The sequence below is a fragment of the Pedobacter sp. 01T416_2 genome (genome assembly GCF_056398925.1).
Map to the genome: position 1 here is coordinate 1 of NZ_JBFTQI010000020.1, position 18372 is coordinate 18372.

At 38.1% G+C, this 18372-nt stretch carries 19 protein-coding genes; 8 read left to right on the forward strand and 11 right to left on the reverse strand.

Annotation, left to right across the window (positions count from 1 at the left end; translation table 11 throughout):
* The 4 genes from AC1DPQ_RS01850 to AC1DPQ_RS01865 form a co-directional block, all read right to left on the reverse strand.
* The coding region (locus AC1DPQ_RS01850; RefSeq protein ID WP_477607684.1) for an ABC transporter permease at positions 1 to 519 on the reverse strand (519 nt) is incomplete at its 3' end.
* Positions 519 to 1145: an ABC transporter ATP-binding protein gene (locus tag AC1DPQ_RS01855; protein WP_477582132.1), complete on the reverse strand. Its 627-nt coding sequence runs from the start codon at positions 1143 to 1145 to the stop codon at positions 519 to 521. The genes AC1DPQ_RS01850 and AC1DPQ_RS01855, both read right to left, overlap by 1 nt.
* The gene (locus AC1DPQ_RS01860; protein ID WP_477582134.1) at positions 1138 to 1302 is read right to left on the reverse strand and encodes a hypothetical protein; all 165 of its coding nucleotides are present in this window, start codon (positions 1300 to 1302) and stop codon (positions 1138 to 1140) included. The genes AC1DPQ_RS01855 and AC1DPQ_RS01860 overlap by 8 nt, the downstream gene beginning before the upstream one ends.
* Before the next feature lie 22 nt (positions 1303 to 1324).
* Entirely contained in the window at positions 1325 to 1720 is a 396-nt protein-coding gene (locus AC1DPQ_RS01865; protein ID WP_057932606.1) for a MerC domain-containing protein, read from the reverse strand.
* Between the two features lie 86 nt (positions 1721 to 1806).
* Here AC1DPQ_RS01865 and AC1DPQ_RS01870 point away from each other — a divergent pair, with 86 nt between their 5' ends.
* The gene (locus AC1DPQ_RS01870) at positions 1807 to 3009 is read left to right on the forward strand and encodes a GTP-binding protein (protein WP_477582136.1); all 1203 of its coding nucleotides are present in this window, start codon (positions 1807 to 1809) and stop codon (positions 3007 to 3009) included.
* 366 nt (positions 3010 to 3375) lie between these two features.
* Here AC1DPQ_RS01870 and AC1DPQ_RS01875 read toward each other — a convergent pair whose 3' ends face one another.
* Both AC1DPQ_RS01875 and AC1DPQ_RS01880 read right to left on the reverse strand, forming a co-directional pair.
* Positions 3376 to 4092, reverse strand: a complete 717-nt coding sequence (locus AC1DPQ_RS01875; RefSeq protein WP_477607686.1) for a LytR/AlgR family response regulator transcription factor — start codon at positions 4090 to 4092, stop codon at positions 3376 to 3378.
* On the reverse strand, positions 4067 to 5182 hold the full coding sequence (locus AC1DPQ_RS01880) for a sensor histidine kinase (protein ID WP_477581245.1): 1116 nt from the start codon (positions 5180 to 5182) through the stop codon (positions 4067 to 4069). The genes AC1DPQ_RS01875 and AC1DPQ_RS01880 overlap by 26 nt, the downstream gene beginning before the upstream one ends.
* Positions 5183 to 5300: 118 nt before the next feature.
* Between AC1DPQ_RS01880 and AC1DPQ_RS01885 the strand changes: the two genes are divergently transcribed.
* The gene (locus tag AC1DPQ_RS01885) at positions 5301 to 7745 is read left to right on the forward strand and encodes a TonB-dependent receptor (protein ID WP_477607688.1); all 2445 of its coding nucleotides are present in this window, start codon (positions 5301 to 5303) and stop codon (positions 7743 to 7745) included.
* A 32-nt stretch (positions 7746 to 7777) separates the two neighbouring features.
* Here AC1DPQ_RS01885 and AC1DPQ_RS01890 read toward each other — a convergent pair whose 3' ends face one another.
* A complete protein-coding gene (locus tag AC1DPQ_RS01890; RefSeq protein ID WP_477581249.1) occupies positions 7778 to 8230 on the reverse strand; it encodes a hypothetical protein in 453 nt (150 codons plus the stop codon).
* A 13-nt stretch (positions 8231 to 8243) separates the two neighbouring features.
* Positions 8244 to 9530 (reverse strand): tyrosine--tRNA ligase, encoded by a 1287-nt coding sequence (gene tyrS / locus AC1DPQ_RS01895; protein ID WP_477581250.1) that lies wholly within the window; start codon positions 9528 to 9530, stop codon positions 8244 to 8246.
* 171 nt (positions 9531 to 9701) lie between these two features.
* Between tyrS and AC1DPQ_RS01900 the strand changes: the two genes are divergently transcribed.
* From AC1DPQ_RS01900 to AC1DPQ_RS01925, 6 genes are all read left to right on the forward strand, one after another.
* Positions 9702 to 10376, forward strand: a complete 675-nt coding sequence (locus tag AC1DPQ_RS01900; RefSeq protein WP_477581252.1) for an ACP phosphodiesterase — start codon at positions 9702 to 9704, stop codon at positions 10374 to 10376.
* Between the two features lie 37 nt (positions 10377 to 10413).
* Positions 10414 to 11916: a hypothetical protein gene (locus tag AC1DPQ_RS01905; RefSeq protein WP_477607690.1), complete on the forward strand. Its 1503-nt coding sequence runs from the start codon at positions 10414 to 10416 to the stop codon at positions 11914 to 11916.
* A 30-nt stretch (positions 11917 to 11946) separates the two neighbouring features.
* Complete coding sequence (ligA, locus tag AC1DPQ_RS01910) at positions 11947 to 13959, forward strand: NAD-dependent DNA ligase LigA (RefSeq protein ID WP_477607692.1); 2013 nt, start codon at positions 11947 to 11949, stop codon at positions 13957 to 13959.
* Between the two features lie 88 nt (positions 13960 to 14047).
* Complete coding sequence (dapA, locus tag AC1DPQ_RS01915) at positions 14048 to 14935, forward strand: 4-hydroxy-tetrahydrodipicolinate synthase (protein WP_477581257.1); 888 nt, start codon at positions 14048 to 14050, stop codon at positions 14933 to 14935.
* A gap of 222 nt (positions 14936 to 15157) precedes the next feature.
* Entirely contained in the window at positions 15158 to 15478 is a 321-nt protein-coding gene (locus AC1DPQ_RS01920; protein ID WP_477581259.1) for a hypothetical protein, read from the forward strand.
* Between the two features lie 11 nt (positions 15479 to 15489).
* Positions 15490 to 15780, forward strand: coding sequence for a hypothetical protein (locus AC1DPQ_RS01925; protein ID WP_477607694.1), 291 nt, complete (start codon positions 15490 to 15492; stop codon positions 15778 to 15780).
* 140 nt (positions 15781 to 15920) lie between these two features.
* Here AC1DPQ_RS01925 and AC1DPQ_RS01930 read toward each other — a convergent pair whose 3' ends face one another.
* The 3 genes from AC1DPQ_RS01930 to AC1DPQ_RS01940 form a co-directional block, all read right to left on the reverse strand.
* Entirely contained in the window at positions 15921 to 16403 is a 483-nt protein-coding gene (locus AC1DPQ_RS01930; protein WP_477584682.1) for an N-acetyltransferase family protein, read from the reverse strand.
* Positions 16404 to 16584: 181 nt separating this feature from the next.
* Positions 16585 to 17559, reverse strand: a complete 975-nt coding sequence (locus AC1DPQ_RS01935) for a helix-turn-helix domain-containing protein (RefSeq protein WP_477607696.1) — start codon at positions 17557 to 17559, stop codon at positions 16585 to 16587.
* Between the two features lie 367 nt (positions 17560 to 17926).
* Positions 17927 to 18103 carry a hypothetical protein gene (locus AC1DPQ_RS01940; protein ID WP_029278061.1) on the reverse strand — a complete coding sequence of 59 codons (177 nt, stop codon included), beginning with the start codon at positions 18101 to 18103 and terminating at the stop codon, positions 17927 to 17929.
* Between the last annotated feature and the right edge of the window lie 269 nt (positions 18104 to 18372).

The following is an 18372-nucleotide window of genomic DNA, read 5'->3' on the forward strand; positions in this document are numbered from 1 at the left end:
ATGTTGTTTATGAACATCACCATTCCCGGTTAAACCATGTGCGCCGAAAAAAAAACCGCCAATCTTGAGCCCTGATGTTAATGCAACAGTGCTACCAAGGGTTACTTCTAAATCTTTATGCCAAAAACTGCCCTTTTGGATAGATAAACCGTAAAGATTGGAGAAAGTACTATCAGTGCCAACAATCCGGTAGCCGTTATAATTATCGCCCAATGCCAATGGAACAGCCCTTTTAACCATAGGGTTCTGCATTAATTTGTAGGCATCTTTAGCCGGAATATTTCCCGTTGGGTAATCGATATGGTAAACGCTACTTAATATCAACTGTAAGGGGCTTCCTTTTGCCCCCACAACCAGATCGATATCCTTGGCATTTTTTTCCAGTTTGTTACTAATCTGTGTAGAAGCCAAAAAGAGAATAGACAGGATGCTTACACCAAAGGCAACTAAAATAATATTCAAAATTGTTGTTAGCTTATTCCTGACGAGGTTTTTGCTACTGATTTTAAAGATATTCATTAGAGTAGATAGGTTTTAGTAATGTGGTCCCGAACCCTTCGGTCGTGCGTGGCGATGATCAGTGCAGCTCCATTATCTTTAGCCTGGGTAGTCAGTAGCTGGATTACCTGATTGGCATTTTCATCATCTAAGCTAGATGTAGGCTCATCAGCAATCAGCAGATCAGGTTTGTTTACCAATGCACGCGCCACCGAAACCCTTTGCAACTGCCCCTGACTTAATTGGTCAGGATAATTTTTAGCCAGCTCAGCAATACCCAGATCGTGCAAAAGTGAAAGATTCCGTTCATGATCTACAGGTAGCCCAGCCATTACCGCAGCGAGCGCTAAGTTATCGAGCACATCAAGTGAACGAATAAGATGTGGCCTTTGAAAAATGATTCCGATATGTCTTCCCCTGAACCTATCCCGCCCTCTTGCAGGCAGCGTATATAAATCGGTTCCATTAATTAAAACCTCACCCTGGCTTGGCTCCAAAAGACCAGAAATAATATTGAGCAGTGTGCTTTTCCCACTACCAGATGCACCGAGTAAAAGCCATTGCTCCATATCTGCGATTGCCCAGTCAGGAAATTTTAATCTTCTCCCCTTCTCATAAACATGTACCAGTGAACTGATCTTAATCATGATGTAACACCTTTTGCACTTTTTTTACTGCCAGATTTTTGATGGCATAACGCCTGTACAGTTCTATTCCATCATTTGCACCGTGCTTACAGGCAGGGTTTAACATGGTGATGAACAACAACGCCGGGATAAACAGGATTTTATAATTCTTTGACATATTAGTTAATAAGGATAAATTTTTAGTACTGGTGATCGATGGGACAAGACTTGAGCATTCTTAAATTGATATAATGGGCAGTCGCAATGGTAAATCCACCAAGCGGAATCAAAATCGGTTCCAGCAGCTCAATTCCCGAAAAATGCCCGAATGCAATGCAGGCAAAGCCTGAAATAAGTACCAGGATTGGCATAATACGGTGATGTTGTTTCCGGTAGGCAGCACTTAAGCTCCAGATACCAATAATCAATGAAACTGCAATCATCGTAATTTCAACTGCTTCATTGGCCAGGAACCCCATACCCCACATCGGCAAAACAGTGATCAGGAATGGTAATGCCGCGCAATGTATGGCACAAAGTGTTGAGGCGGTAATGCCGATCCGGTCGAGGTTGATTTTATAGCTCCGTAGTTTCATTAAAATAAATTTAGTCTGCAAATATAAAAGCAATATAGTTGCATTTAAAATAATCAGAACTATATTTGCAACATAATTGCATTAACATGATAAAGAAATTACCTGTAACCGTATTGAGCGGTTTCTTGGGCAGTGGTAAAACGACACTGCTCAATGCTATATTGAGGAATAAGCAAGATTTAAAAGTGGCCGTTATTGTGAACGATATGAGCGAGGTAAATATCGATGCCGCTATGGTTAAAGATCAGCATGCCTTATCTAAAACCGATGAAAAACTGGTAGAGATGAGCAACGGCTGCATCTGCTGTACCCTGCGGGAAGACCTGATGATCGAAGTGGAAAAACTGGCAAAAGAAAACCGCTTTGATTATCTTTTGATCGAAAGCACGGGAATATCTGAACCCATTCCTGTTGCACAAACATTTTCTTTTATTGATGAAGCTTCGGGTATTGACCTGAGCAGATTTAGCCAGTTAGATACAATGGTAACTGTTGTAGATGCTTATAATTTTTACAGGGATTTTGGTTCGGCAGATAAACTTGCTGACCGCAACATGGTTGATAATGTGGCTGATAAACGCACTATTGTAAACCTACTTACCGACCAGATTGAATTTGCCAATGTAATTTTATTGAACAAGACCGATCTGGTAAGTGATACCGATATTAAGGTCCTCAGGGCACTAATTTCCAAACTGAACCCAAACGCCAAGATTTATCAGACGCTTTTTGGAGAAATAGATCCTGCCTTAATTTTAAACACCAGACTGTTCGATTTTGAATCCGCATCTGAAGGAGCAGGATGGAAAAAAGAATTAGAAGAAATCCATCAGCCCGAAACCGAAGAATATGGAATAAGTTCTACCGTGTTCCGTTCTAAAAAGCCTTTTCACCCTGAAAGATTATGGAATTACATCAATAAGGAATTTCCGCAGAATATTATCCGATCAAAAGGTATATTCTATCTTGCTGCCATGCCAGAGCAAGCAATTAATTTTTCGCAGGCAGGCGGTTCCTTACGCATCGACCCTGCAGGGGTTTGGTGGGCAAGCATGCAGCAGCATGAACGTGAACAATACGTGGACTACCTGGAAAACAGAACTGAAATTGATGCAGATTGGGATAATGATTTTGGAGACCGTAAAAATGAACTTGTTTTTATTGGACAGGAAATGAACAACGATGAGTTAAAAAAATCGCTAGAATATTGTCTTTTAACTGATACAGAAGTTAAAAATTACAAAACAAAAAACACCTTTAAGAACCCTTTCGAGCGTGTTTTACCTTAAAATGAAATAATAGTCGATGAAATGAACAAAATGGTAGTTTTTCGGTGCTATTCTTAGGTTTTATTTTGCGTAAATTTGATTTACCCAACCAAACTTACGCTTATTATGGAACCCACAGAAGAATTAACTTTAGTTAAAACCCGCTTATCTTGTCCGAAGTGTAAAAATTTCGAAACCTACAGGGTACCCAGGGGTTTTCTCTTTAAAACGCTTATGCCATGGATTTCAGTTAAGAGGTACAAATGTTATAAGTGTTTTAATAAGTTTTACGTATTTAATTAGCATCTATAAGTTAGCATCTCATTTAAGCCACGGAAGTGGCTTTTTTTGTTTCAGGATGAAATGTTCTGCTAAAAGCAGATCGCATTATTTAAGCGCGGTATGCTGCAGTTTTTTAAACACATATTCCTTATAACTTGCACCAATGGGCAATTCTTTTGTGCCAATTTCAATGTCGTAAGCGGTAAAAGCGGTTATTTTTTTCAGGTTAACTATAAAGGAGCGGTGTATACGCAAAAAAGCCTTGTCCTGGAGCTCAGTTTCCAAATCGCCGATCTTATATTTCGCTGTGATTTTTTTATCCGTACAATGAATTACTATGTAATCTTTTAAACTCTCCACGTACAATACCTCTTCCTTATTCAGGTTATGGAACTTACCTCCCGCTTTTATGTAAATAGATTGCTGCGCGGTAAGGGGTGAAAACACCTCAGATTTAACGTTTGGGCGCCTTAATCTTAAATAACGGTCTACAGCTTTAAAAAAACGGTCGAAAGTAATGGGTTTTAGCAGATAATCGATCAGATCGAGGTCGTAACCTTCTATTGCATATTCGCGATAAGCCGTTGTGATAATTACGGCAGGTGGATTTTTTAAGGTTTTAAGAAAATCAATCCCGGTAATCTGGGGCATTTTAATATCCAGGAACATCAGATCAACGGGCACAGTTCTGAGCATCTCTAATGCTTTGATTGCATTTGAGCAGGTACCCACAACCTCAAAAGTATCTAGCTGGTCAATGTGATTTTGTATCAACTGAATGGCCAGGGGCTCATCATCAACTAAAAGACACCTTACTTTCATAGATCTTATCTTTTTTACTTGTATTGTTTTTTAGGTTTATATGTAGTAAAACTACAAAGATATTATCGTGGGTAGTAATGCTCAAATCGTATTGTTTAGGATAAAGCAGCTGAAGCTGTTTGGTTATGTTATTTATCCCGATCCTATTTTCTTCTTTCTGCCTTCCCGGCATAAAACTGTTTGAAACCATAAAACGGAAACGGTTTTCGTTCAGTTTTAAATCTATATTGATTACAGGCAGGCCAATATCTTCGCCAGCACCATGTTTAAAAGCATTTTCGACCAGGGAGAGCAAAATTAAAGGAGCAATAGTGGCATCATCGTCTATCTTATGTGTAAAATTGACCGCTAAACGGCCACCATACCTTAGTTTTTCGAGTTCTATGTAATTTTCAATCAGCGTAATTTCTGCTGATAAAGGAACATACATACTGTTACACCTGTACAGTACATGATCGAGTATTTCAGATAAACCTGCAATTGATTTTGAAGTAATTGGAGAGTTAACCAATGAAAGCGAGTAAATATTGTTCAGTGTATTGAAAAGAAAATGTGGGTTTAATTGTGCCTTCAAGGCCTTTAACTCTGTTTCGGCCCGTTCCTTTTCTAAAGAGAGTTTATGTTGTTGTATAACATATTGTTCTTTGATTAATTTAATAAAGGCAAAAATCCAGGCGGCAGAAAACGTTAACGGAAAGTAGTGTGTAATAAGCTTGGGTACGTCCATTGCGATTTCAAGGATAGTCTCCTGGCCAAATGGTGGTGTTCTTAAGAAAGGTTCGAGCACATGCACCACCACTATTCTCGAACAAACACAGATGATATAACTTCCTACCAGAAAGTAAATGGCAACCACATAATAGGTTTTGGCCGTAATTAACCTTGGAATGATCAGGTAGGTTAAAAAATAGGAAGCAATAATGGTGAAGGAAATGTAGTAGGCATGCCGGATCAGGATTTTATGAAAATCATTGTATTCATCAATATCATAGCGGTTAAGAAACACAATAGAGGTAACCAGCCAAAAAATTATATGGCTAAGAAACCGGTGTGTGGAACTGAACTTGGCTATCCTCTCAATTAATGGCATCAACACAAATATACAATTCTTACCTATCCGAATTTGCACCGTCGACGAACACAACAAAAATGCATACGGATACATCCAAATGGATGCTGAAATGAGTTAAGGTCCAAAATACCTCTTTTTGGATGCCATACTTACCTATACGCCTTCAAACGGGTTTTTGCTTTGTGCTAACATCCATATTGCAGGAAATTTAAAACAAACCATGAACCAGATTAAGCGATTGTGTTTCCTACTCCTTTTATTATCAGCCCTGAAAAGCGTTGCGCAAACCGAAGTTAAACTTACCGGAAGGGTTATAGATGAAAAAACCTTAAAACCGCTCGAAAACGCGGGCGTCAAACTTTTATCGGTAGCTGATCAAAAAATTATAAAAAGCACAGTTACAGATAGCAAAGGTGAATTTACACTCCTCACCCAACCGGGCAGGTTTCACATTAAAATCGAATTTGTTGCCTATAAAACACAACTGCTCGAAAACAGAGAAATAACCCAGAACCTTAAACTTGGAGACATTATCCTGAAAGAAGATGTTCAGTTGTTGAAATCGGTCGATGTAACAGCAGAAAAAACTACGGTAGAATTAAGTTTAGACAAAAAAGTATTTAACGTAGGTAAAGATCTAATTTCAAAAGGTGGCTCTGCCAATGATATTTTAAACAATGTGCCTTCCGTAAATGTAGATGCCAATGGCGCCATAAGTTTACGTGGAAATGGAAGTGTACAGGTACTCATCAACGGCAAGCCATCTATGCTGACCAATAACAATGGTTTAGAGCAGATACCCGCCAGCAATATCGAAAAGGTGGAGGTAATTACCAATCCATCTTCGAGGTACGAAGCCCAGGGCGGAGGGGGTATTATCAACATCGTATTAAAAAAGAATACTTTGAGTGGCTTTAACGGCTCAGTGCAGGTAGGTGTAGGCGATCCGGCAAATTACAACGGCAATTTAAATCTGAGCTATAAAACCGAAAAAATCAACCTTTTTAGTAACATCGGTTATCGGTACCGGAACCTCTATGGATCGGAGCAACGATACCAAAGCGTGTTAAACAATGGGATACAGACTATACTAAAACAAAATAACGAGCAGGGAAGAAATGATGATCTTTACAATGTGTACCTCGGAATGGACTATTACATCAATTCCAAAAACACCTTAACCGGAAGTTTTTATCATGATTTGCTGGTGAATAAAGATACCACCAATTACCTGTACAATTATTATAATAAAAACAATATACTCGATAGTACAATTAACCGTTTCGAGAATTACAGAGAGCCACAAAAATACAATCAGCTCGAACTGAATTATGTAAAAACCTTTGATAACAAGGATCAAAAGTGGAATACGAGTTTACAATATGTTTTTTGGAATGATGATGAAAACCAGGACATCACCCAGCAAAAAACTTTCCCAGTTTTAACGAACACAAGCCGTTTAACATCAAGAGATATTGAAAGCAGCGATGCGATATTTATTCAAAGTGACTTTGTAGGCACTTTCTCTGGCGATTCAAAATTCGAAGCCGGGGTAAGGGCGAATATCAGGTCCATCCGAAGTGACTATTGGGCCAAAGCGGACGATGTACTGCTCCCAGCCTATGACAATAAGCTCAAGTACAATGAGAACATTTATGGTGCTTATTTTCAGTATGAGAACAAATTCAAAAAGTTTAACTACCTGCTGGGTTTAAGGGCTGAACTGTCGGATATCGGTATTTCAGACCGACAGGGCTCCTTCCAGGCTTTAAAAGATTATATCGATCTATTCCCTACCGCAAATATCACCTATAAGCTGCAAAAGAGTACCGATCTGCGTTTAAGCTATAGCAGACGTATAAACAGGCCACAGTTCTGGCAGTTAAATCCGTTTTCAGGCTTATCGGATACCAGAAACTTAACAGTGGGCAACCCCGATCTAAACCCCATGTACACCAATTCGTTCGAACTGGGCATCCTGCAAAGATGGGGGAAACTCACTTTCAACCCATCGCTTTATTATAAACATGCTACCAATTACTTCGAATTTATACTCAAGCAATCTGTTAATGGTTTTGTAAACACTCCTGTTAACCTGGATTACGAAGACCGTTATGGGCTAGAAATTTCAACTACCTACAACCCGCTATCCTGGTGGCGGTTATCGTGGGATTTTAACTATTACGCTTTTAAGCAACAGGGTACCTTTGAGAATAAAGAATATGGATCCGAAGACCATACCTGGTTTACCCGCATCAACTCGCGGATGAAGTTTCCGAAGAGTTTTTCCATAGAATACAGTTTTAACTACAGGGCCAAAAACACCGATATTCAATCGGTCAATAAAGCGCAGTATCGTGCTAATATCGCCCTCAGTAAAGACCTGTTTAAAGATAAAGTTTCAGTTACCTTAGCGGTAAACAACATTTTCGATTCGTTTATCGATAAGCAGATTACCACAACAGCTACCTATTATTTAGAATCGAGTTTTAAGGGTATCGGAAGATTAACCACCGCAACATTGGTTTACCGCTTTAACCGCAAGAAGGATGAAAAGGACAGGTTGCCAGATCAGGAGTAGGTATAGAAAGCATGGAGCAGATTAAATTGCAATCAATTTATCTCCTGTCGAGTAACATCGTTAAAAATTTCGTGCATTTTATTTTTGGTATCGATTGCCCTTTGAGTATTGAGCACGCAAAAAATAAGTGCAAAGGGAAAAATCATATAATTAATACCTAAAAACATTCCAACCATAGCAAAAATCATCAAAATTGGCCCAAATATGGATACCGAAAACAGAAATTTTAGACTTTGCCTTTTGCTGGTCTCGATGATTTCGAAACTTCCGCTATTCACCCTATCCCAAAAGTAATATGTAGAAACAAGTTGGTCATTACTTCTTTCTTTAAACAGGATCTTTTCATGAGCCCCTTCAACTACTTCATAATCCAGCGCTTCCAACTCCTGGGTTATTCGATCGAATAAAACCTGATGCGGAAGATCAACTTCCCGTTCAATTTTAAATTCGAGTCCAATGAATAGATCTTTTATTATCAGTTTCATTGGGCTCGAAATATTATTCGGCGATTAAAAGGAAGTAATTTTTCTTTCCTTTTTGTACCACGACGAATTTATCGTTTATCAGATGATCTGCATTAAAGACTTGGGCCATTTCAGCTACCTTTTCTTTATTTACCGAAACACCTCCACCCTGAATGGTTTTTTTAGCCTCTCCCTTAGATGGAAAAACAGTAGCCTTTTCTGCAAGTAAGGTAGCCGCATCGATCCCCTCTGTTAGTTCAGATTTAGAAATGTTAAACTGTGGAATGCCCTCAAACATTTCTAACACCTGGCTTTCTGACAAACTCTTCAAAAATTCTAACGATCCGTTACCGAATAAAAACTCAGATGTTTTAATAGCAGTTTCCAAAGCTTCCTCCGAGTGGGTTTTTATGGTGATGTCTTGAGCTAAAGCTTTTTGCAGGATACGCAGATGCGGAGCGGCATCATGCTCCTTTTCCAAGGCTTCTATTTCATCTTTATTTTTAAGGGTAAAAATGCGGATCCATTTTTTCACATCATCATCTGATGCATTTAACCAAAATTGGTAGAATTTATATGGAGAAGTTTTCTCTGGATCCAGCCAAACCGCACCACTTTCGGTTTTACCAAATTTAGTTCCATCTGCCTTTTTAATCAACTGTGTAGTAATGGCATAAGCTGTACCAGCATCTTTTCTTCTGATCAGCTCCGTACCGGTAACAATATTGCCCCATTGATCAGATCCGCCCATCTGTACCAAACAGTTTTCATTTTTCCATAAATGATAAAAATCGTAACCCTGAATCAACTGGTAACAGAACTCGGTAAAAGATAGGCCAGAATCACCTTCCAAACGTCTTTTAACACTATCCTTTGCCATCATGTAGTTCACGGTAATGTGTTTACCTACATCCCTGATAAAGGTAAAAAGATTCATATCCTTAAACCAATCGGCATTGTTAACCATTACAGCGCCATTTCCACCTTCTTCAAATTTTAAGAATTTAGATAATTGCTTTTTCATCCCTTTCAGGTTATGCTCAATCATTTCAGGTGTCTGAAGATTACGTTCATCAGATTTTCCCGATGGATCGCCTACCATACCTGTAGCACCACCAACCAAAGCAAACGGTTTGTGACCAGCATTTTGAAAATGAATCAGTGTCATGATCTGCGTTAAGTGTCCAACGTGCAACGAATCTGCAGTAGGGTCGAAACCGATATAACCAGAAGTCATACCCTCGTTTAACTTTTCCTCAGTATTCGGCATAATATCATGCAACATGCCACGCCATCTTAACTCTTCAACAAAATTCGTCATTGTACAAACACTTTAATAATGTGCGTGCAAAGATAAAATTTTAGCTTAGTTTAAAGCAAATTAGTTGGTTTTGTAAATGAGTTATCGCAATTGCGCTTTGCAGCCCCGTAACCTTACCAATATTTTACCATTGGCTCTTTACAACCATATAAGAAAACATTACCTTGCAAAATGAACTTTTTATCCCATTATTATTTCGACCGGACAAATAATGATGCCAATGTGGTAATGGGAACGGTTTTGCCAGATCTGATTAAAAATGCTGCAAAAGAGGCAAATCTATACCCACAGAAGAATGAATTCCTGTTTAAAGGAAATCCTGATGAAGAAAACCTGCTTTTTGGCTGGAAAAGACATTTAGCGGTCGACCTGCTTTTTCATTCCTCTAATTTTTTCCTTGAGAAAACCACCGAGCTTAAGCAGCTCATTAAGCCCATTGTAGAAAATACTGCAGTCCGCCCCTCATTCCTCGCACACATTGGCTTAGAACTTTTATTGGATCATTTATTGGTAACACATAATCTGGTTCAGGTAAATCATTTTTATGATAAACTCGAAGCGGTAAAAAAAGAATCCTTGAGCGATTTTCTGGAGCACTGTAACCTGAAAGATCCGGAGGTATTTTTCAATTTTCTAGAAAAGTTCATCAGCAGTAAATACCTGTTGAGTTACCAAAAACTCGAAAATATCAGTTATGCCCTTAACAGGATCTGTATGCGTTTGTGGCCGGAAACGTTAAATGAAAAGCAGTTGCAGCAGCTGACTTTTGAACTTGGGATTTTTAAAACCGTTCTGGAAAAAGATTACATGGATATTTTTAAAGAGATTGAGAAAAAACTGGTTTGATTATTTTGATATATTTGGGCAAAAACCAAATAACTAAATGAAAATTAAACTAATTCTCTCCCTATTAATCATCGTTTTGCAGTTCAACACCTTCGCTCAACAGCAGATTAATGTTATCAAAAAACCAACCTGGAACATCCGAGCCTCTTATGATAGCAGGTACGGTACAAAAGTAGATTTATCCGGTAACGCCATCGCCATGATTGTTGACGTACCTAAAGCTGACTTTGCAGTGGTTACCGTTGATGATAAGCTCAGTCAGAAATGGCTTACAACACTTACTGGTTTTCCAATGGCAATTGGAAAATTTAAAAGCAACATTATGGTTGTTGCCTCCACAGACCGTAGCTACTTTAAAAGTTTTACCAATCAATTTATCGCTTATCTGTTGGAAGAAAAGACTGGCAAAATACTTTCTCAAAAGATAATTTATGATGGAAGTAAGGATTTTGTGGAAACACCAGAATTCTTTTTTTCTGAGGATGGCGCTTATTTTAAGATGGCGACAAGGCTAACAGCATTAAAACGCAAGGTGCATATAGGCTTACCGGTGGTTGGTTTTTTAACTGCCCTTAAAATGGATAAGGATTTTAATGAATCTCAGAGCTACACCGTAATCGATTTTAATGATAAGCTGGAACAAATACAAAAAATGGAACCCGACATGCCGGATGGAGATACCTGGAAGGCATCTTGTGGCGATGATGGCAGTTTTATTATCAGTACGGTAGATGCTTCGAAGGGAAAATGTAACGTTGCAATTTATTTGAGCAGTAACCCCAGCCCACTTAAAACCGTGAGCATTCCTTTGGATGCTTTTAACCAGGATGAAATATCGTCGATAAGTTTTGCAAGTAGTAAAAAGCCCCTGGTAAATTACATTGGCATATTCTACAAAAATACGAACAAAGAACGCTCTACGTTAATTGCAAGAATCGATTTCAATAACGGTACCTATACCTCAACAAAGGAAGTTTTTGATAAAGCCCATGTTAAAGAACTGCAAAAGTCTTTTGTACCGGCCAACAAAAAATTCAACGATCTGACTTTCTCAGATATTAAATACATGAATATCAGACATATTGCAGAATACAACAATACGCTTCTCGTTACTATTTCCCCAAGGTTCTCTGTTACGAGCAGCCATGGTTCTATTACATCTGAGGGATCACTTCTGATGAATGCCTATGATGTTCAAATGAAACCACTTTATCATCAATTCTTGCCCCGTGATTATACAAGTAGTATCGCGGGAGAGGGATCAGAGGTTTCCTTCAACCTGGCAGAGAAAACCCTTCGAATCTTAGCTAACCAAAAAGATGGTCTTACTGCAGTTGCTACCGTATATGCTGAAATGAACCTGGAATCAGGTACAATAAACAAAATCAATCTGATATCTAAGGACGACATCAAAAATTCTTATTATGCCAATACCGAGTCCATCAGCTGGCTAAATGGTAGTTTTATTATTCCATTCGTTGAGCGTATGGGCATTTTTAGCAAGAAAGTAGATTTACAGCTTTTACAACTAAAATATTAATCACTCTGCTCCTTTTTCTATATTTGTCTTATGTCGCTAACTGCAATAAAAGAAGAAATGGATGCCCTGGTGGCCGAATTAAACCAGCACAATTATAACTATTATGTGTTGGCTATGCCTACTATTGGCGATTATGAGTTTGATAAAAAATTAAAGCACCTCGCCGAACTCGAAAAAGCAAATCCTGATTTTGCCGATCCAAATTCGCCTACGCAGCGTGTTGGTGGAGATATTACCAAAAATTTCATTACCGTAAACCACAAATACCCCATGTTATCGTTGGGGAATACCTACAATGAGCAGGATCTCCGCGATTTTGATGAACGTATCCGTAAAGCGATTGGCGATAATTTTGAATACGTTTGCGAATTAAAATTTGATGGCCTATCCATTAGCCTTACTTATGAAAACGGCAAACTTTTACGTGCAGTTACCCGCGGCGACGGCACCAAAGGTGATGATGTAACCAATAACGTAAAAACCATTCATACCATCCCACACCAGATCAAATCGGCGATTGCGCCCGAACATTTCGAAATCCGTGGGGAAATTTTTATGCACAAAGCGGCCTTTTTACGCTTAAATGCTGCCCGTGAAGAACTTGGTGAAATCCCTTATGCAAACCCTAGAAATTTTGCTTCGGGCACTATAAAAATGCAGGATAGCAAAGAAGTGGCCAAACGGCCCTTAGATGGTTTTATTTATTTCTTATACACCGATAAAAATGAATTTAAAACCCATTGGGAAAGTTTAAATGCCGTAAAAGATTGGGGTTTCCATGTTTGCGAACATAACCGACTAGTTTCTAACATCGATGCAGTACTGGAATTTATCCACCATTGGGAAAACGAGCGTTTTAAACTAAGTTATGATATCGATGGTATTGTAATTAAGGTGAACAGTTATGCACAACAGCAAGAATTGGGTTTCACCTCCAAATCTCCACGTTGGGCCATTTCATACAAATACAAAGCAGCAGAGGTTGAAACTGTATTAGAAAAAGTAACCTATCAGGTAGGGAGAACAGGTGCAGTTACGCCGGTTGCCAATTTAAAACCTGTTTTATTGGCCGGCACCACGGTTAAACGCGCTACATTGCATAATGCAAACGAAATAGATCGTTTAGATTTACATGAAGGCGATACCGTTTATGTAGAAAAAGGTGGTGAGATTATTCCAAAAATTATCAAGGTAAATTTAGATAAGCGATTGCCTGGCGCTACAAAGGTTCAATATTTACACAACTGCCCCGAATGTGGAACAGAATTAATCAGAAGAGAAGGAGAAGCAGTTCATTATTGCCTTAACGATGAGGGTTGCCCGCCGCAGATTGTTGGAAAAATTCAGCATTTCATTTCACGCAAGGCCATGAACATTGATGGGCTCGGTGATGAAACTATTGAAACCTTTTATAAGCATGGCCTTGTAAGGCACATCAGCGATTTATATACCCTGTACCAAAAATCAGATCAACTGAAAACCTTAGACCGTTTCGGAGAACGATCGATCGAGAACATGCTTGCAGGAATTGAAAAGTCGAAGGAAATGCCTTTTGAGAAAGTACTTTTTGGCTTGGGTATCCGATATGTTGGTGAAACAGTTGCAAAGAAAACTGCCGCTGGCGTAAAGAATATCGACAACCTTTCTAAAGCTACTGTAGAGGAATTAATTGCCATTGATGAGATCGGCCAGCGAATTGCAGAGAGTATTGTTGAGTATTTTGGAAAATCTGAGCATTTACAGCAGGTAGAATTATTAAAATTAGCCGGATTACAGTTTGAAATTGAAGAAAAAGTAATTACGCTTGATAGTGATAGACTTATTGGAAAAACATTCGTAATTTCGGGCGTTTTTGAAAAATTTAGTCGCGATGAACTAAAAGATATGATTGAGGCTAATGGAGGCAAGATGCTGAGTGGTATTTCGGGCAAATTGAATTACCTGGTAGCAGGCGACAATATGGGTCCATCGAAATTAGAAAAAGCGAATAAACTAAACGTTCCGATCATCAGCGATGCCGAACTTTTAGAGATGATAAAATAAAATGAGAGAGTGATTGAATTAGTGAATGATAGAATGTCCAAGGCATTCATTCAATCTCTCATTCAAAATTCAATAATTATAAATTAAAATGAACAAATTTCAGGGTACTGGGGTAGCATTAGTTACACCTTTCAACACAGATGGATCAGTTGATTATAACGGCTTAAAAAACCTGATTAATCATTTGGTAGACGGAGGGATAGATTACCTCGTTTCTTTAGGTACAACCGGCGAAACCGCTACAATGACCAAGGACGAGAAGAAGAAGGTGTGGGCCTATACTGCTGAAATTAATAACAATAGATTACCGCTAGTTGCCGGCATAGGTGGCAATAACACTTTGGCCGTTGCTGAAGATATTAAATCTTTCGATGCTAACGGATACAGCGCCATTTTATCGGTTAGTCCATATTACAATAAACCTACGCAGGAAGGAATTTATCAGCACTATAAATACTTAGCAGAAATTTCTCCTTTAGATTTGATTTTATACAACGTACCTGGCCGTACCGGAAGCAACATGAGCCCGGAAACTACCTGCAGACTGGCGTATGATTTTAAAAACATCATCGCGACCAAAGAAGCTTCAGGAAGTTTTGATCAGTTTAACCAGATTATGAGAGATAAACCTGCAGATTTTCTTTTAATCTCTGGTGATGACCCGGTTACCTTGCCAATGATCGCTTTAGGTGCAGCAGGGATTATTTCTGTAATCGGGAATGCTTTACCTAAGCAATTTTCTGATATGGTGAAACTTTGTTTAGCTGGCGATTATAAAGCGGCCTTGCCTGCTCATTTAAGCTTAATAGAATTTACCCGTTTGGCTTTTGCCGAGGGCAATCCGGCAGGAATAAAGGCGGCATTAAAACATTTAGGTGTTTGTGGCGATACAGTAAGGTTGCCATTGGTTAAAGCTTCTGTAGCGTTAGAAAAATCGATTATTGCAGAGATAGAAAAACTAAGCGAGGTGGCTTAAACACTACCCCAATTAATATTTTTAGAACAGATTGTTTGATTTTGCTGAAAAGTAAATGAAGACAATCTGTTTTTTTGTGTGTAAATAAAAAATTACGCAAATAAATCAACTGACAATCAACAACTTAAAAAAAAATTAAAAAACTATAACGCTACAAAAGTTTCAGGTGTATTAAAGGCACCATTATTGAATTGGCTTCGATACACACAAATTAAACACACAATGAAAAATGTATTATGTATTGCCATGTTGGCCGTAATGGTCAGCGGCTGCGCCTTACGCGCTAAGCTGAGCAGTGAATCATCCAATATCCATGTTGGAATGAACGAAAATGATTTTAAAGATTCTCATCGCCGGGCCACTTTAGTTTACCTGGCCAATGATTCGACAATCTACGAAGTTTTTAAAGGTTCGGGAGAAAGATCAACGTTTTCTGATTTCTATTATTTTGCACAAAAAAAACTATACAAATTTGAGCAAAAAACGCATTACTTCAATAACACAACCGTGAAAATAGAAGAATCAAAAGCTAATCAGAAATAAGGGAGATAACCATGAAAAAAATATTGTTAATTGCTTTTGTGGCAGTAATGGCCATGGGGTGCAAAAGCAGGTCGTATGTTGAATCTTCAATAGTAATTGGGATGCCCGAAAATGATTTTAAAAAGGCTAATCGTTCCGCAGAACTGATGTTGGCCAATGATGATGGCACAAATGTTTACCGCATGACCTCAAACTCATTTATCCCAAAACCCGAACCTTTTACTTTCTTTTATTTTTATCAGGGTAAACTTACGCGCTTCGTGAAGTCAGACCGTTTAGATGACTATAAATTTATCCATTAGGTAAAAAGAGAGATTGAATACAATATAGATTTGTCATCCTGAGCTTGTCGAAGGACTTGTTTAATGGTGTTTCGACAGGCTCAACATGACAGAATCTGAAGAGAAATTGTCTTTATAATACAAGCACTTTTTTTAAGATGCTAAGCAATCAATTTATTTCTTCTTTCCATCAGCAGGTTATCCTGCCAAACGCCTTTTGCCTTTCCTATTTTTTCGCGATAGCCCACTACCCTGAACCCCGCTTTTTCATAGATTTTCAATATGGCCGAATTTTGCAAAAATATCCCGGCCTGAAGCATCCAAATACCTTTATTTTCACTCTCTTTAACAAGTGCGTCTAACAGTAAAGAGCCTATTCCCTGGCCTTTATAGCCATGTTTAACATACACTTCTGTCTCACCTACCCTACCAACATCATAATTCGCCGACACTGGCAAAAGCGCGCTCCAACCTATAATTCCTTTACCTTTACAGGCCACAAACCTACAAGCCTTAAGGTGTGACGAATCCCAGTTTTCCCAGGAAATATCAGGGGTCCTAAAACTCGCAGTACCAGTATCGATTCCTTCCTGATAAATGGCACTAACCTCACCCCAGTCTGCTGCACGCATTATTCTTATCATAGTTTTAATCAATTTTGGCCAATATCAGCCTATGAAATCTAACAGTTTATGTTTGTTGCACGAAATTAGCCAAACATGCACCTTATAGCACATAATACAGAAGCAAGTTTGTCCTGTATTATAAATCAACACAACTATACAATAAAAAGTACCTTAAGAGTGCCTTTCTGTAACAGAAACGTTAAGCTGAAGTTTTTTCTTGATCGAGGGTTTTCGAATATTCAACAGGACTCATTCCTACCAGTTTTTTAAAGGAGCTATAAAAAGCACTCCGTGAAGAAAAACCTGCGCTGTAAGCGAGTGCCTCTAGCGTAAAGTTCTGCATGATATCAGGGTTCCGGATGCTTCCTTTAATCCAATTTACACGATATTGATTGATATAATCAATAAAGCTCTTATTGAAATAGCTGTTTAAGACAATAGAAAGTTTATGACTGCTTAAACCAATCTCTTTAGAAAGAGATTGAAGCCTGACATCTTTATGCCTGAATGATTGATGTTTATTGATATGCAATTCTAATTTTTGTCCCCACTCTTCCAATTCCTTATTTTTATCTTTCCCTGAAAAATTTTTCTTGATGGATAAAAGTGTTGAAGCTTTAACATTTAGCAGCGAGGCAACCAGCTCTAATGGCAAGCGGTCTAAATAGCCTGGATTCGTTTTGGCAAAATACAGATACCTTTCTTTTGCGTTTCCTACCCGTATAATGTGCGCTCTTTGCTGYGCATCTTTATAATATTTTTCTAAAACAACCCTGAAAATATAATTCAGTTCGAAATGATGTGAAAAAAGACGGTTGAGTTCATCATTACGCATGGCCAGCAAATGGGTATCTTCAACGGCCACTACATACTCCTGCGAATAACCCGACCCATGAAGACCTGATATGGAACTAACAAAATCATTTTCAACTGAAATGTAGGTTGTTATTTTTTGCTTGTTGTGCGTAGTACAACCCATTAAGGCCCCTTTAACGATAAAATATATGTATTCACACACTTCATTCTCATTAAAAAGTATCTGGTCTTTGCTTATTCTTAGCTGCAGGAGGTGCTTTTCGAACTCCTCAGTCAATTTACTATCTATTGGATGAACAGCGCCCATGATATTCAGGACATGACTGACATCTTCACTAGCTGGCCGAGTATATTGCAAATATTTTGACACCATAAACAGTTAATAACGTTAGCATTTGACACCCAAAGTTACCTTACTCTGGTACCAAATAAATATCATATAATTTAGCACATAAATTCAGTGTTTAATTGTTCTCCTTGCATTTAAACAGTTTACTAATATATCGGCAAAGGTTGCAATACCAACCCTTCAGGGCAATATCTGATCACTTATAAAGGAACACAAGCGCTAAAGTATGAAAGCTAAGGAAACTTAAGGATGAAGGATAATTTGTCTTATATATTTTACAGTAATAAAAATATTTGACAGATTGATTAAAAATAATGAATGGTTATAACAAAAAAAGCCTCTAATGAGGCTTTTTTTGTTATAATATTTAGATCGCTTAAGCTTTGTTTTTAGTTTCCTGAACTTCTAAACGGATGGCCTGAGCTAAATTTTTCAAATCCTGCATACCTTTACGTATACGGGTTCCAGCTGCGCTGTTACCTTTATTATAAAATTTGTCTGCATCAGCTTCTAAAGCCGCCACTAAACTTTTTACTTCTTCGAATTTTTTCATTTTTAATTACTCCTATGGTTCTTTAAGGTTTTAGTTTTAATTATCTTACTCTAATTTAAAGGGTTTGGTGAAATAAAAAAATTTTTAGAACAATAAAAAACAGCCCTCTACGCCATTTTTTTCCACATTCTATTCTTTTATAAACATATTCTCCACAAAAGAATTACATCAAGTAACTGAAATACAGATTTTTACAGAAACAATTTCAACAAAAAAGCCCTTTAAACGCATTTAAAGGGCTTTGTAAAATTTATATAGACCTTAAACGG